The sequence below is a fragment of the Ensifer sp. LC384 genome, assembly GCF_001695865.1.
In the GTDB taxonomy this organism is placed as follows: Bacteria; Pseudomonadota; Alphaproteobacteria; order Rhizobiales; family Rhizobiaceae; genus Ensifer.
Map to the genome: position 1 here is coordinate 76,018 of NZ_MBST01000008.1, position 14,682 is coordinate 90,699.

General features: G+C 63.2%; 16 protein-coding genes, 1 pseudogene and 1 riboswitch. Of the genes and pseudogenes, 9 read left to right on the forward strand and 8 right to left on the reverse strand.

Annotated elements, in window-relative coordinates:
* Nucleotide 1 precedes the first annotated feature (1 nt).
* Nucleotides 2–313 (forward strand): annotated as a pseudogene (locus tag BC363_RS33375) (DDE-type integrase/transposase/recombinase); the annotation flags it as partial.
* Nucleotides 199–513 carry a HupE/UreJ family protein gene (locus tag BC363_RS36315; RefSeq protein WP_141690263.1) on the forward strand — a complete coding sequence of 105 codons (315 nt, stop codon included), beginning with the start codon at nt 199–201 and terminating at the stop codon, nt 511–513. The pseudogene BC363_RS33375 and the gene BC363_RS36315, both read left to right, overlap by 115 nt.
* On the opposite strand, the gene BC363_RS09220 is transcribed toward BC363_RS36315, so the two are convergent.
* The 5 genes from BC363_RS09220 to thiO form a co-directional block, all read right to left on the reverse strand.
* Nucleotides 510–884, reverse strand: coding sequence for a VOC family protein (locus tag BC363_RS09220; RefSeq protein WP_065782017.1), 375 nt, complete (start codon nt 882–884; stop codon nt 510–512). The genes BC363_RS36315 and BC363_RS09220 overlap by 4 nt on opposite strands.
* 531 nt (nt 885–1,415) lie before the next feature.
* Nucleotides 1,416–2,081 carry a thiamine phosphate synthase gene (locus tag BC363_RS09225; protein WP_065782014.1) on the reverse strand — a complete coding sequence of 222 codons (666 nt, stop codon included), beginning with the start codon at nt 2,079–2,081 and terminating at the stop codon, nt 1,416–1,418.
* Nucleotides 2,078–2,851: a thiazole synthase gene (locus BC363_RS09230; protein ID WP_065782012.1), complete on the reverse strand. Its 774-nt coding sequence runs from the start codon at nt 2,849–2,851 to the stop codon at nt 2,078–2,080. The genes BC363_RS09225 and BC363_RS09230 overlap by 4 nt, the downstream gene beginning before the upstream one ends.
* Before the next feature lie 2 nt (nt 2,852–2,853).
* Complete coding sequence (gene thiS / locus BC363_RS09235; RefSeq protein ID WP_053248454.1) at nt 2,854–3,051, reverse strand: sulfur carrier protein ThiS; 198 nt, start codon at nt 3,049–3,051, stop codon at nt 2,854–2,856.
* Nucleotides 3,041–4,036 carry a glycine oxidase ThiO gene (gene thiO / locus BC363_RS09240; RefSeq protein ID WP_065782140.1) on the reverse strand — a complete coding sequence of 332 codons (996 nt, stop codon included), beginning with the start codon at nt 4,034–4,036 and terminating at the stop codon, nt 3,041–3,043. The genes thiS and thiO overlap by 11 nt, the downstream gene beginning before the upstream one ends.
* Before the next feature lie 225 nt (nt 4,037–4,261).
* Nucleotides 4,262–4,393: riboswitch (TPP riboswitch) on the reverse strand.
* A gap of 48 nt (nt 4,394–4,441) precedes the next feature.
* On the opposite strand from thiO, the gene BC363_RS35075 reads away from it, so the two are divergent.
* The 7 genes from BC363_RS35075 to BC363_RS09275 all read left to right on the forward strand — a co-directional run bounded on the left by BC363_RS35075 (nt 4,442) and on the right by BC363_RS09275 (nt 10,769).
* A complete protein-coding gene (locus BC363_RS35075) occupies nt 4,442–4,873 on the forward strand; it encodes a hypothetical protein (RefSeq protein WP_161952446.1) in 432 nt (143 codons plus the stop codon).
* A complete protein-coding gene (locus BC363_RS09250) occupies nt 4,857–5,525 on the forward strand; it encodes a GntR family transcriptional regulator (RefSeq protein ID WP_065782008.1) in 669 nt (222 codons plus the stop codon). The genes BC363_RS35075 and BC363_RS09250 overlap by 17 nt, the downstream gene beginning before the upstream one ends.
* Nucleotides 5,526–5,736: 211 nt before the next feature.
* Entirely contained in the window at nt 5,737–6,741 is a 1,005-nt protein-coding gene (gene bioB / locus BC363_RS09255) for a biotin synthase BioB (protein WP_065782007.1), read from the forward strand.
* On the forward strand, nt 6,738–7,883 hold the full coding sequence (locus BC363_RS09260) for an 8-amino-7-oxononanoate synthase (RefSeq protein WP_065782006.1): 1,146 nt from the start codon (nt 6,738–6,740) through the stop codon (nt 7,881–7,883). Before bioB ends, BC363_RS09260 begins: the two co-directional genes overlap by 4 nt.
* Nucleotides 7,880–8,518 (forward strand): dethiobiotin synthase, encoded by a 639-nt coding sequence (gene bioD, locus BC363_RS09265; RefSeq protein WP_065782005.1) that lies wholly within the window; start codon nt 7,880–7,882, stop codon nt 8,516–8,518. The genes BC363_RS09260 and bioD overlap by 4 nt, the downstream gene beginning before the upstream one ends.
* On the forward strand, nt 8,515–9,783 hold the full coding sequence (locus tag BC363_RS09270) for an adenosylmethionine--8-amino-7-oxononanoate transaminase (protein ID WP_065782004.1): 1,269 nt from the start codon (nt 8,515–8,517) through the stop codon (nt 9,781–9,783). The genes bioD and BC363_RS09270 overlap by 4 nt, the downstream gene beginning before the upstream one ends.
* Nucleotides 9,780–10,769 (forward strand): beta-ketoacyl-ACP synthase III, encoded by a 990-nt coding sequence (locus BC363_RS09275; protein ID WP_065782003.1) that lies wholly within the window; start codon nt 9,780–9,782, stop codon nt 10,767–10,769. The genes BC363_RS09270 and BC363_RS09275 overlap by 4 nt, the downstream gene beginning before the upstream one ends.
* A 299-nt stretch (nt 10,770–11,068) precedes the next feature.
* Here the strand turns inward: BC363_RS09275 and BC363_RS09280 are convergent, their stop codons facing one another.
* Genes BC363_RS09280 through BC363_RS09290 form a run of 3 tightly spaced genes read right to left on the reverse strand, consistent with a single transcriptional unit; the run spans nt 11,069 to nt 14,650 of the window.
* A complete protein-coding gene (locus BC363_RS09280; RefSeq protein WP_065782002.1) occupies nt 11,069–12,787 on the reverse strand; it encodes an ABC transporter ATP-binding protein in 1,719 nt (572 codons plus the stop codon).
* A gap of 1 nt (nt 12,788) precedes the next feature.
* Nucleotides 12,789–13,685: an ABC transporter permease gene (locus BC363_RS09285; RefSeq protein WP_065782001.1), complete on the reverse strand. Its 897-nt coding sequence runs from the start codon at nt 13,683–13,685 to the stop codon at nt 12,789–12,791.
* Nucleotides 13,685–14,650, reverse strand: coding sequence for an ABC transporter permease (locus BC363_RS09290; RefSeq protein ID WP_065781999.1), 966 nt, complete (start codon nt 14,648–14,650; stop codon nt 13,685–13,687). The genes BC363_RS09285 and BC363_RS09290 overlap by 1 nt, the downstream gene beginning before the upstream one ends.
* Nucleotides 14,651–14,682 lie beyond the last annotated feature (32 nt).

Below are 14,682 nucleotides of genomic sequence, written 5' to 3' on the forward strand. Positions count from 1 at the left end.
CAGGTTGCTGAAGAAACAGGGCCTGCCGCCCAAGCGGATCATCACCGACAAACTCCGCTCCTACAGTGCGGCCAAACGTCACCTCATGCCAACGGTCGAGCACCGGTCCCACAAGGGCTTGAACAATCGAGCAGAGAATTCCCACCTGCGACGGCGAAAACGAGAGCACCAGATGCAGGGTTTCCGATCGGCCGGCGGATGGCAACGTTTCAGAACGATATTCTCCGCCATCCGAAATCTCGTCGTTACACCGCATCGCGTCCGCTGTGCTCTCGCCACTCACATTCGTCGCATTCGCGCAATGGCGCATTGGTCTGGTCTGGTGCTTTGGCGGATCTCGAGCTTCCAGAAAGTGACATCCCGTTCGCCTTGCTTTTCTTCAAGGTCGGTATGGAAATCGGACAGCTGATGTTCATCGCGGCGGTGATCGCGGCTGTCGCAGTTGTGAGGTTGGTGAGATATCTCCCTTTTCGGGTCCCCGGGCACCGCTCGCCCCCTCGATGGAACGGTTAGGCCCCGGATTCGTGGCAAACCACTTCGATGTTGTGCCCGTCCGGACCAATGACGAAAGCTGCATAGTAGTTTGCGTGGTAGTGCGGGCGCAGACCAGGAGCGCCATTGTCTTTAGCACCCGCCTCCAGAGCCGCGCGATAGAAAGCTTCGACTTGCTGGCGATTCTCGGCCGTGAACGCCAAGTGAAGATGCGCTGGCTTCTCCTCGGTCTGGTAAAGGCACAATGAAGCCTTACCCTTTGGGCTAAGCTCGACACCGTACGTCGGCGGCCCCTCCGCGACAACGGCTACGCCGAGCGGTTCGAGTGCCTTGAGGAAGAACGCTTTGCTCGCTGCATAGTCGCTGACTCCGAATTTGACGTGGTCAAACATGATTTCTCCTGAAGTGTGTGGGCCTGCCTGACGGAGAGGCAACCGGAGCATGCCGCCTGCTGCGCATCTTGCAATGTCTGCTTGCGCCGCACAGCGGTCCTTGGCGGCTGCTTTGCGTCTCAGACTTTAATGCATGTCTCAGCCATTAATGGCAAGGAACAGAGGGCGGGGAGTGGTAGGTCGCTTCGGGTGCGCGCCCTCTAGCAAGTGGAGCGGCTTGCCGGGGGTGGTCGGTGCCGGTTGCCTCCTTCAGGCTGCTGCTCAAGATGAACCTCTTGGCAGGCGACCCTTTTTAACCGGTCAAGCCGCACCCGAACGGGCGCTGGCAGCTTCGCTGCCGTCGCCTGGTGCGCTCGTTGCTAATGGCGGCCATACCTCGGCCTCCTTCGCCAATCCCGGTTGGAAACCCTGGGCAAAACGACCTGCGCCGAACTATGGAAGCACCGCGTTAGCCCCGCAGATCGCTTCCGACGTTGGGGAGCTGCCTGTCGACCACATCCTGAGCAGGGCCCCAGGACCTTCCTGGGCACCCTACTTCGGACAAGGAGAAGGCCGGCCTGGCTTTCCTAAGACCCTGTCGGTCGAGGGCGCCATGCGCCATCTTGAGGTTGCTGCGATCCATTGTCTTGTTCGGCCCTCGGGATCCTGGCTACGTGTGATATCGGTCACGACCGCGGCGCAATCCGCGCCATGGGTGAGGACGCCATCAATGCGTTCAATGTTCAGTCCACCGATCGCAACCAGCGGGGTCGATCCGATTTTCTCTTTCCATGTGGCGAGGCGGGCAAGGCCCTGCGGCCTCCACTTCATCTCTTTGAGAACGGTCGGATAGACCGGCCCCAGCGCGACATAGTCGGGTCTGACTGTGAGCGCCATGTCGAGTTCGGCCTCGTCATGCGTGCTGATGCCGAGCTTCAGTCCGGCCCCACGGATCGCGGCCACATCGGCTTGCGCCAGATCTTCCTGACCGAGATGAACGAAATCGCAGCCCTCGTCGATTGCTAGGCGCCAATGGTCGTTGACGACAAGTTGGCAACCGTGCCTGTCGCATATGGTCCTGGCGATGCGGATGTCGCTACGAACCTCGCTATCAGGTCTCTCCTTGATGCGAAGTTGGACCAGCCTGACCCCGATTGGAACGAGGCGTTCGATCCACCCAGCGCTGTCGACAATGAGGTAGAAGGGGTCGAGCCTCATGAGAAGACCGCCTTTCCGATCACCGGGGTGGAGGGGACCGCCATGTCGCGCGGTTCGAGCATGCCGGCTTCAAAAGCCTGGCGACCGGCCTCGATCGCCTTGGCAAAACCCGATGCCATCAGGGCCGGATTTCCCGCACCAGCCACCGCGGTATTCAGGAGCACGGCATCGAAACCGAGCTCCATCACCGTCGTCGCATGCGAAGGGCGGCCGATGCCGGCATCGACAATCAGCGGCACATCAGGGAAATGCGCGCGCATCGACCGCAAGGCGGGCAGATTTTGCGGTCCCATGGCACTGCCGATCGGCGCACACCAGGGCATCAACACGCGGCAGCCAGCTTCCAGCAGGCGCTCGGCGACGACAAGATCGTCGGTCGTATAGGGAAAGACCTCGAAGCCCTCGTTCGAAAGGATCCGTGCGGCTTCGACCAGCGCGAACACGTCCGGCTGCAGCGTGTCGTGATTGCCGATCACTTCGAGCTTGATCCAGTTCGTCCTGAACACCTCGCGCGCCATCTTGGCGGTGAGGACCGCCTCCTTGGTGGTGTGGCAGCCGGCCGTGTTCGGCAGTATTTTCGTCCCGAGCTCGCGGATCAGGTCGAAAAACGCACCGCCCGCTTTGCCGCCGGCCGTTTCGCGTCTCAAGGAGACGGTGATGATTTGTGTCTGTGAAGCCCGCACGGCGTCCGAAAGCACGGCTGGCGATGGATAGCCTGCTGTGCCCAGGAGCAGTCGGGAGGTGATTTCCGTGTCGTAGACTTGCAGCATGTTCAGCCACCTTTCATCGGTGAGAGGATTTCGATGCGGTCATGGTCGCGCAGACGCCAGCCATCGCGGTCGGCCGCGTGAACGAGTTCGCCGTTGACCGCAGTCGCCAGCCAGCTTCCTTCATAGTCGAGTGCCGCCATCAGTTCGGCGAGCGTCGAGCAGGCGATCTCGTGCTCGTCGCCATTGACGTTAAGATTCATCATGGAACTCCGATTGGTGGTTCGGGTTGAGCAGACATTCGGCAACGTCGTGCGCAAGGGCTGGCGAGAGCAGGAACCCATGTCGATACAGACCGTTCACGCAAAAGGTCGAGCCGCTTCGGGTGATCCTCGGCAGGTTGTCGGGATAGGCAGGGCGAACACCAGTCCCGGTCTCGGTGATCTCCGCCTCGCCGAAGGCTGGGTGCAGGGCGTAGGCGGCGTTCAAGAGTTCCATCAGCGAGCGTGCAGCAATAGGGCCGCACGTTTCGCTCTCGATCATTGTTGCCCCGACCATGAAGAGACCCTGGCGGCGTGGAACGACGTAGAGGGGGTGTCGTGGATGCAGGAAGCGCACTGGGCGCGACAGTTGAATGTCGCCGGTGCGCAGATAGAGCATCTCGCCGCGCACGCCCCGCAGGGCGGCATCATCCGGGAGCCTGGCACGGCCGGTGCAATCGATACGCCAATCGAAACGGTGGCTGACGGTGGCATCGGTCGTCTGGCCGAAGTGAAAACGCACGCCCATGGCCATCAATGTGTCACGGAGTGACGACAGCGCTTCTCTCGGATCGAGATGGGCTTCCCTGGGGAAGTAGAGCGCACGCGCGAAACGACCGGCGAGATCCGGTTCCAGCTCGGCTATCTCTTCTGCATCCAGCCATCTGTGCCCGGTGGTTCGCGTCGCGAAGCGATCGAGTTCGCGGGTGTCACGCGCGGCGGCGACGACGAGTGTGCCCTCTTGCGCGACTTTGCCGGGCAGCGCCGCCTTCCACCACTCGATGGCTGTCGCACCGACGCGTTCGACCCTCTCGTCGGCACTCTCGCGCTCACACCAGGGCGCCAGCATGCCGCCGGCAAACCAGGATGCCCCGGCGCCAATGTGTTGGGCCTGTTCGACAACGTCGACATCAATGCCGCGTCGTGCCAGCTCGTAGGCAGTGACAAGACCGACGACACCCGCTCCCTTGATCAGCACCGGCCTCATTTGGCAGCCGTTCGAGCCGTTGCCTGGCCGGCGCTGCAGCACCATTCACCCGTGCGCCGGCGCGCTAACGTCCGTGAGTGTAGCTGCCTATGCCCGAAGTTTGGCTCGTCTACGGCATCTGAAAAAACCATTGGCTGGCTCCAACGTTGACATTTGGAGACCCAGATCCTGGAGCTGGAAAGATAGAGACCCGTCCACGCGATCGCAAAAAAGGAGCTGTCGCGACTGCCGTCGTTCCCACCGTCCCTACGCCAGCATGAACTGGATCAGGTTCAACGGGTCATTGCGCTGCGGTCGAAAGAGCCGATCCGCCCAGCAATATCTCAGCCCCTTGTCGGGACTCCCCTGGTGAATGAACGAGTTGAACGACGATAGCCGCACTCTGTCAAGTGTTGGAGCAGAATGATGGTTGAAAACGCCGCCGCAAGGAACAACGCTCAGGCCGTGGATGCACCCACAGCCTGGCGCTCAGAGACGTTGGAGCATGGCGCACAGCTAAGTCATTCTTCGAACGACCCAGAGCGACCGGCCCGCATGAGCGATTCCGGAGACGAGTCGCAGGCGTGGATCATCCTTGAGCCGCTCAGCCTCAGCCGCATCAAGATTAAGGACCATCTGATCGGTTTCGTTTGCGTTCGGCGTAATCCACCAGCGCCGATCCTCGCAGCAAAGCCCGGCTTCCGGTTGCTCCTGGAGGTACTCAATCGCATATTCGGCGTTCACTTTTCGCGGTCCGGCGTCCTCGGGCATTTGTTTTTCCTCCATCTCACATTCCTTGAGCTGGCTCGACAACAAGGCTGCCGCAAATTATCTATAAAAAATGACCGCAATCAATGACGATACAGTTGCCAGCCGCATCAGCCGCATCCTTGCTGACCGGATCGTGACGGGCCAATTGGAACCAGGCACGAAACTCCGGCAGGACCATATCGCCGAGGAATTTGGGGCGAGCCACGTGCCCGTGCGCGAGGCCTTCCGCAGGCTGGAGGCGCAGGGTCTCGCCATTAGCGAACCGCGTCGTGGCGTGCGCGTCGCTTCATTCGATCTCAAGGAGCTTCGCGAGGTCGCACAAATGCGCGCCGCGCTCGAAGTTCTGGCGCTGCGTCATGCGGCCCCGCACCTGACGCCGGCGATCCTCGATCTGGCTGAAGAGGCGACGGTCGCCGCGGACAATTCCCGCGATGTGCGCTCCTGGGAGGAGGCGAACCGGCGCTTTCACCGGCTGCTACTGACGCCGTGCGGTATGCCACGTCTGCTTGCCGCGATCGACGATTTGCATGCTGTCAGCGCCCGCTTCCTGTTTTCGACCTGGCGGTCGGAATGGGAGGTGCGGACGGACCATGACCACCGAGCAATTCTCGCCTTCCTTCGGCAGGGCAAGATCGAAAATGCGGCCGCAGTCCTGGAGCGCCATGTCCAGTGGATCGGGCAGAAACCGGTCAAAAACGCCTCCGGTTCCACGCGGAATGCCTTTGCTATCGTCGGCTGACGGACGGCGCTCGGAACGCTGTTTTTTAAAGCGTTTTGGGGTTCCGGTTGGACAGCCGCGACAGTCAGTCAGCCCCTTCCAATACCTTCTATGGTTGAAGTCATCTGCTGCCTCGCCCTTCAGTTGGTTGCGTCTCCGCTGCCGAGGAAGAATTATAGATAATATCAGATTCTATCTATAATACGGATGCAACAACGAGGGCGATCAACTTATGCTGGATGCAGGTGTGCAGAACGAGGGAGTTCCGGCCAACTCCCCGACCGCCGATGAGAGCTCGAATCTCGATAAAGCGAGAAAAATCTATAATCTCCCTTTCAACGACCTCCTCTTTCGCGCGCAAACCGTCCACCGCGCGCATTTCGATCCGAATGCCGTGCAGATGAGCCGGCTGCTGTCGATCAAGACCGGCGGATGCGCGGAGGATTGCGGTTATTGCAGCCAGTCGGCGCACTATCCGACCGGGCTCAAGGCCTCGAAATTGATGGAAGTCGAAAGGGTGATCGCGGAGGCCCGTAAAGCCAAGGCGGGCGGCGCCACCCGCTATTGCATGGGGGCAGCCTGGCGCAGCCCGAAAGATCGCGACATGGAGGCGATCGTCGCCATGGTGGGCGGCGTCAAGGCGCTCGGTATGGAGACCTGCATGACGCTCGGCATGCTGTCGCCGGCGCAGACGGCGTCGCTCGCAGATGCTGGCCTCGACTACTACAATCACAATGTCGATACGTCCGAACGTTTCTACAGCGAGATCATCACCACCCGAACCTTTGCCGACCGTCTCGAAACGCTCGCCAACGTGCGCGAGGCCGGCATCAAAGTCTGCGCCGGGGGTATCCTGGGGATGGGCGAAACCGTCGACGACCGTGTCTCCATGCTTGTGACGCTCGCCAATCTTCCCATGGCCCCTGAAAGCGTGCCGATCAACATGCTGATTCCGATCCCTGGATCGAAGCTCGCCGATGCGCCGCCGGTCGATCCGATCGATTTCGTCCGCACGATCGCGCTCGCCCGCATCCTGATGCCGCAGTCCCATGTCCGTCTTTCGGCCGGTCGCACCGACATGACCGACGAGATGCAAGCGCTCTGTTTCTTCGCCGGGGCTAATTCGATCTTCGTCGGGGAGACGCTTTTGACCGCCGACAACCCCGGTGAGGATCACGATGCGGCGCTTTTCCGCCGCCTTGGATTGAAACCGATGGAGCTGGAGCCGGCCCAATGATCCCGGAGGCCCTCGGCCGCTACAAGAGGACGCTGGCGGGGCTCGACCGCAAGGGGCGTCGTCGGTGGCTCGTGGCCCAGGCCGGCGTCGATTTCACCTCGAACGACTATCTCGGGCTTGCCAATTCGCCGCGCCTGAAGGCTGCCGTCGCTGCCGCGATTGACTGCGGTGTGCCAGTCGGCGCCGGCGGATCGCGGCTGCTGCGCGGCAACCATGCGGAGCACGAGGCGCTGGAGGCCGAAGCGGCCGACTTCTTCGGCACGGAGCGGGTGCTCTATTTCGGCAGCGGCTATGCCGCCAATGCCGCGCTGTTCTCCACCCTGCCACAGCGCGACGACATCATCATTCACGACGCACTGATCCATGCGAGCGCCCATGAGGGCATCGCGGCGAGCAAGGCGCAGGCGCTGGCCGTCAGGCACAACGACGTCGACGCCTTCGCGAATGCACTCCGGCAATGGCGCAGTGCCGGCGGAACGGGGCATCCGTGGATTGCGGTCGAAAGTCTCTATTCGATGGACGGTGACCGGGCGCCTCTGGCGGAACTCGCCGAACTCGCAGATCGCCATGACGGCTTTCTCGTGATCGATGAGGCGCACGCGACTGGTGTTTTCGGTCGCGGCGGCCGCGGCTTTTCGGCAGAGCTGGAGGGCCGGGAGAACGTCGTTGTCGTGCACACCTGCGGCAAGGCGCTCGGGTCTTCCGGCGCCCTGCTTGGCGCGAACCGGGTGCTTTGCGACTATCTCGTCAACCGCGCGCGCGGCTTCATCTACTCGACAGCTCCGTCGCCGTTGATGGCCGTCGCCGTTCGCGAGGCACTGAGAATGCTGGCGGACGAACCGCAGCGCCGGGTGGATTTCGAAGAGCTGCGCGCCTTTGCCAATGAGGCGCTTGCCGCAAAGCTCGGCGTTGCGGGCAGCGGATCGCAGATCTTGCCGGTGATGATCGGCGACAATGGCCGTGCGGTCAGGATCGCGGCACGCATGCGCGCGGAAGGTTTCGATATCCGGGCGATCCGTCCACCGACCGTTCCCGAAGGTACCGCGCGCCTAAGGCTCGCGATCACGCTCAACGTCGACAGGCCGACGATTTCGTCGATGCTTGAGCGGCTCAAGATCGCGATCGCGGAGGAGCGGCCATGATGCCCCGCTTCGTGGTTACCGGCACGGATACGGGTGTCGGCAAGACTGTGTTTGCCGCAGCACTCACCGATGCACTTGCGGGCTGCTACTGGAAGCCGGTGCAGTCCGGTCTTGACGGTGAAACGGACAGCGAAACGGTGCGGCGGCTCGGCCGAATACCGCCCGCTCGCATCCTGCCGGAGGGCTACAGGCTAACGACGCCCGCCTCGCCGCATCTATCTGCCAGGATCGACGGCGTCTCCATCATTCCAGAAAGGCTTTCGCCGCCTCCGACAGGCCTGCCGCTCGTCATCGAAGGGGCGGGCGGCCTGCTGGTGCCGCTGACGGAACGGACGGTGTTTGCCGATCTCTTCGCGCTCTGGCAGTTGCCCGTCATCCTGTGCGCCCGCACCGGGCTTGGGACCATCAATCACACGCTGCTGTCGCTTGAAGCGCTTCGTCACCGCGCGATCCCGATCCTTGGTGTCGCCTTCATCGGCGACGCACAGGCCGACACCGAGAACATCATCGCCAAGCTCGGGCGTGTCCGATCGCTGGGCCGGCTACCGCGGCTCGATCCGCTGACGCCGGACGGTCTGAGGCAAGCGTTTCGCGATCGTTTCGATATGGATTGTTTCCGTGAGGCGCTGGCATGAAACGCTCCCCGGTCTGGCATCCCTTCACCCAGCACGCGCTGGAGCCGGCGATGAAGCGCATCGCAAGGACGGAAGGTGCCTATCTCATCGGCGAGGACGGTTCGCGGATCGTCGACGCGATCTCGTCCTGGTGGGTCATCACCCACGGGCACCGGCACCCGGCGATCATGGAGGCGATCCGCGACGCCTCGGAAACCTATGATCAGGTCATCTTCGCCGAATATACCCACGAGCCGGCGGAGGAGCTTGCGAAGGGCCTGATCGCGATCGCGCCGTCCGGACTTGAACATGTATTCTACTCCGACAGCGGCTCGACCGCAGTGGAGGTCGCGCTGAAAATGGCGCTTGGCTTCTTCCACAATGCCGGAGCGCCACGCGGCCGCATCTGCGTGATGGAACACGGTTACCACGGTGACACGATCGGCACGATGTCGGCCGGAGAGCGCGGCGTCTTCAACGCCGCTTATCAGCCGCTTCTGTTTGCCGTCGACCGGCTGCCGTTTCCGCAAGCCGGTCGCGAACAGGAGACGCTCGACGCGTTCGAGGCGTGCTGCGTCTCCGGTCAGGTGGCGGCATTGCTGATCGAGCCGCTGGTTCTCGGCGCCGGCGGAATGAAAATGTACCACGCCAGCGTTCTTGCTGAACTGAAGCGGATCGCCGAACGTCATGGCAGCCTGCTGATCGCTGACGAAGTGATGACCGGATGGGGGCGGGCGGGTAGTCTTTTTGCCTGTGAGCAGGCGGGAATAGTGCCCGATATTCTATGCACGTCGAAAGGATTGACCGGTGGTGCACTGCCGCTAGCGGCGACCCTTTGCACGGCCGAAATCTTCGACGCCCATCTTTCTGAGGACCGCCGCAAGACGTTCTTCCATTCGAGCTCCTATACGGCCAACCCGATCGCGTGTGCGGCTGCGGTCGCCAACCTTGCGATCTGGAAGACGGAGCCGGTGCGCGAGCGTATTGGCGCGCTCACGGAGAAACAGCAGGAACGATTGGCACGCTTTGCCGCCGATCCGCGGTTCCGTGATGTCCGCCAGGCAGGCACCATCGCCGCGCTCGATCTCGATGTTCCTGTGAGCGGCTACCTGTCGGAGGCCGGTCCAAGGCTGAGGGCCTTCTTCCGCGAACGCAAGCTTTTGATCCGCCCGCTCGGCAATGTCATTTATCTGATGCCGCCCTATTGCGTGACGGATGCCGATCTCGATCGGGCATACGACGCGATCGATGAGGCGGCATCGGTCTTTACGGCGGGGCACCTATGACCGTCGTCCGCTCCTCCCGCCTTGCCGGCTTCGGCCATGCCGTGCCGACGCGGCGCGTCGAAAATGCCGAGATTGAAATGAAACTCGGTCTGGAGCCGGGTTGGATCGAGCGCCGGACGGGCATTCGGGCGCGACACTGGGTCGAGGCGGGGGATACCCTCACAGATCTTGCAGCGCAAGCGGGCGAGGCTGCCCTCGAGGATGCGGCCGTGGCTCGGGGCGACATAGCCCTGACCTTGCTCGCGACCTCGACGCCGGATCACTTGCTGCCGCCTTCGGCACCGCTGCTTGCGCATCGGCTCGGGCTCCCCAATTCCGGCGCGCTCGACCTTGCCGGTGCCTGTTCGGGCTTCCTTTACGCACTGGCGCTCGCCGACGGCTTTGTTCGTGCGCAGGGAAAACCGGTGCTCGTCGTCGCGGCCAATATCCTCAGCCGCCGGATCAACCCGGCGGAAAGGGCGAGTGCCGTGCTCTTTGCCGATGCGGCCGGCGCGATCGTGCTCGCGCCCTCTGATGACCCCGAAAAAGGCCTGCTCGGGGTCGATCTCGCCTCCGACGGTAGCCGCTACGATCTGATCTCGATCGCCGCCGGCGGCAGCAACCGGCCCTTCGCGCCGGGCATGGCGACGGAAGATTTCCTGATGACGATGCGCGATGGGCGCGAGATGTTTACGCAGGCAGTAGCGATGATGACATCTTGCGGCAGCCGGGCGCTCGCCCAAGCCGGGCTTGGGGCCATGGATGTCGGCCGCTTTGTGCCGCATCAGGCGAACGCGCGTATTTTCGACGCCGTCTGCGGCAATCTGGGCATCGACCCGCAGAGAACCGTGCGAACGATTGAGGACTATGGGAATTCTTCCGCCGCGACCATCGCGCTTTCCCTGTCGATTGCGCATCAGGAAAAACCGCTCGTTTCGGGAGAAAGGCTGCTGTTGACCGCCGCCGGAGCAGGGCTGACGGGGGGAGCGGTCGTTCTGGGCCTTTGAGGCGGGGCATGCATGCCGCGCGGGATTGGAATAGCAGCAACCGATAGGAAAGTTTGCTGGCGCCGCAACTCAGTTTGCCGCGTGCTCAGTGCACGCGCCGTCCAGTCCGGTTGGATGGCATTCCTCTCAGGGAAGATCTTTCAAGCAGACGAACGTTGCCCGTCGGCCCCACGCCAACGACCCGGCGTGCTCATTGGCAACCGACCCGTCGGCGATGATGCGCCGTTCGGGGTCGATTGCGATGACGGTGCCGTCCTTGGCGGCCTTGGACGTGCGGTCTCCGTTCGATCAGCAGGCGATCATTCCGAGGCGCTCTGCCGCGAAAGGATACGGTCGAGCGAGGGCGCAAGCCGCAGCAGCTCCTTCGTGTATTCGTGCTTCGGCGCAGTGAACAGCGCCTCGGTATCGGCAAGCTCGACGATCTCGCCTGCCTTCATCACCGCGATGCGGTCGCACATCTGGCGGATCACCGCGAGGTCGTGGCTGATGAACAGCATGGAGAGGCCAGCAAGGTCGCGCAGGTCTTTCAAGAGGTTGAGGAGCTGCGCCTGCACCGACACGTCGAGCGCCGATGTCGGCTCGTCGCAGATGAGCAGCGACGGCCGCGGCCCGAGCGCACGGGCGATGGCGATGCGCTGGCGCTGGCCGCCGGAAAAGGCGTGCGAGAAACGCGCGCCGGCATCGGCTGGCAGACCGACGGCTTCCAGCAGCGTCCTGGCGTCCTGCCGGGCCTCATCCGCATTGGAAGCGAGCTTGTAGAACAGGATGGGTTCGGCGATGGCGGCATTGATGCGCAGGCGCGGGTTCAGCGCCGAATAGGGGTCCTGAAACACCATCTGCAAGGATTTGCGGACGGATTTTTCGCGCTTTGCGCCGAGCACCGTGCTGAGAAAGTCGATCGTACCCGAACTCTGGGTGACGAGGCCGGCAATGGTGTTGGCGACAGTTGTCTTGCCGCAGCCGGATTCGCCGACGAGACCAAGAATCTCGCCGCGCCGGACATCGAAGGAGACGCCCTTGACCGCCTTGAAGACGGAGGCTTTGCGGCCGGGGATGAGGGAGTGGCCGCCATATTCCACCGCCAGATCGCGCACGGAGAGCACGATGTCGTCGCGGCTGCCGGTTTCGCTCTTCGTGCTCTTCCGGCGCACGGCGGCGCGGGCGTCAAGCGTCACCTGCGTTTCCTCGCTCGGCACCGGCAGGCGCTCAAGCCGGGTTTCGATCGGCGGCACCGCGGCGATCAGCGTGCGGGCGTAGGCGGCCCTCGGGGTCGTCAGCACCTCGCGCGTGGAGCCGCTTTCGACGACCGCGCCGTTCTGCATGATGGTGACGCGATCGGCGATCTCGGCGACGACGCCCATATTGTGGGTGACGAGCAGCACGCCGACGCCGCGCTCGTCCGCCAGATCGCGGATGAGTTTGAGGATTTGCGCCTGCACGGAAACGTCGAGCGCTGTCGTCGGCTCGTCGGCAACGATGAGCTTCGGGCCGCAGGCAAGCGCGGTGGCGATGACCACGCGCTGGCGCTGGCCGCCGGAAAGCTGGTGCGGATAGCTGCCAAGGCGGCGTTCCGGTTCCGGGAGGCCGACGGCCTTCAGCAGGTCCAACGCCCGCGCCTTCGTCTCCTTCGAGGAAAGCTTCAGATGTGCAAGCATGCCTTCGCAGAGCTGGCTTTCCACCGTGAACAGCGGGTTGAGGCTCGTCATCGGGTCCTGGAAAATCGCGCCGACATCGCGGCCGGGCACGATGCCTTCGGTGCGGCCGGTGCGCAGGTCGATCGGCTTGCCGGCAATGGCGATGGAACCGGAGACGATCTTGCCGGGGGCCTGCAACAGGCCCATCAGCGCATTGCCGACCGTCGTCTTGCCGGCGCCGGATTCGCCGACGAGGGCGTGGATCTCGCCGGGGCGGATCACGAGGTCGATGTTCTTGACGGCCGTGAGCGTGTGGCCGTTGGCGAGCGGATATTCGACGCGGAGGTTGCGGATGTCGAGGACGGGGGGTGCGGTGTCGGTCATCTCAACGGGCCATCAGTTTCGGGTTGAAGCGGTCGCGCAGATAGTCGCCGATCACGTTGACGGCGAGAACGAGGATGACCAGCACTGCCGCCGGCATCACGGCGATCCACCAGAGGCCGGAGAACAGGAACTGGTTGCCGATGCGGATCAGCGTGCCAAGCGAAGGATAGGTCGGCGGCATGCCGGCGCCGAGAAAGGAGAGTGTTGCCTCCGTCAGGATCGCACCGGCAAGGTTGATGGTGGCGATGACCATCACCGAACTCATGACGTTCGGCAGGATGTGGCGGCCCATGATCCGGCCGGACGGCAGGCCGATCACCTTGGCGGCGCGCACATAGTCGCGCGCGACCTCCACCATGGTCGAGGCGCGCACCGTGCGGGCATACTGCACCCATTCGTTGACGGCGATGGAAAAGATCAGCACGAGCGGCGCCCAGGTGAGCATCGTATCGGCACTGAGCTGCGCCCGTGCGATGCCGCTGATGAGTAGCGCAACGAGGATCGTCGGGAAACTGACGAGCACATCGGCGATGCGCATCACGATGCCGTCGGCGATGCCGCCGAAGAAGCCGGCGATCAGGCCCAGCATCACCCCCAGCGTGGCGGCGAAGAGCACCGCGCCGAGGCCGATGACGACGGAGATCCTGAGGCCGAACAGGATGACCGAGACGAGGTCGCGACCCTGGTTGTCGGTGCCGAGCAGGAAGCGCGGGTCGCCGCCCTCCATGAAGGCCGGGGGGATTTCCATGTCGATCAGCGAATAGGAAGAGACGTCGCGCGGGTCCATCGGCGCGATCAGCGGGGCAAAGAGGACGAGGATCAGCATGATGAAGAGCACCAGGCCGGCGATCATCACGGAAACCGGCGGAAGCCGGTGCATCAGGGATTGCGTAGCCATTATCGTGTCCTCAGGCGCGGATCGATGAAGGTGTAGAGAATGTCGACGATCATATTGATCATGACGAAGAGGAAGCCGACGAAGAGCAGGTAGGCGGCAAGCACCGGCACGTCGGGATACCCGACGGCATTGGTGAAGAGCAGGCCCATGCCCGGCCACTGGAACACCGTTTCGGTGACGATGGCAAAGGCGATGAGCTGGCCGATCTGGAGGCCCGTAACGGTGACGACCGGCATCAGCGCGTTGCGCAGTGCGAGCCGCCGGTAGATATAGGCGCGCGGAAGGCCGCGGGCGAAGGCGAAGCGGATATAGTCCGACGACAGCACGTCGATCATCTCCGAGCGCACCAGCCGCATGATGAGCGTAAGCTGGAAGAGCGCCAGCGTGATCGACGGCAGGATCAACGATTTCAGGCCCGAAAGACTGAGGAAACCCGTCTGCCAGAGGCCGAGATCGACGAGATCGCCGCGCCCGGAGGACGGCAGCCAGCGCAGGTTTACAGCAAAGATGAGGATCAGAAGCAGGCCCGTGACGAAGGTGGGCATGGAAATGCCGACGAGCGTCGTGGCCTGCGTGAGCCGGGAGAGGAAGGAATTCGGCTTCAGCGCGCAGAGCACGCCGAGCGGAATGCCAACGGCAAGCGCCAGCACGGTCGCGACGACCACCAGTTCCAGCGTGGCGGGAAGACGGCTGAGCAGCAGGCTCGTCACGGGTTGCTGGTAGCGAAAACTTGTACCGAGATCGCCGGTCAGCACCTGGCCGACGAAATTGACGAACTGCACCAGGACTGGCCTGTCGAGGCCGAGCGCCGCGCGCAGCGTGTCTTTTTCCGCCTGCGTTGCACCCTCGCGCACCATGGCGGCGACGGGATCGCCGACGAAACGGAACATGACGAAGGCAATGGCCGCCACGGCAAGCATTACGAGGACGGCCTGGAGCAACCTGACCGAGAGAAGTCTGATCATCGGATAGTCCTTGCGCGGGAGCGATCGAGCCC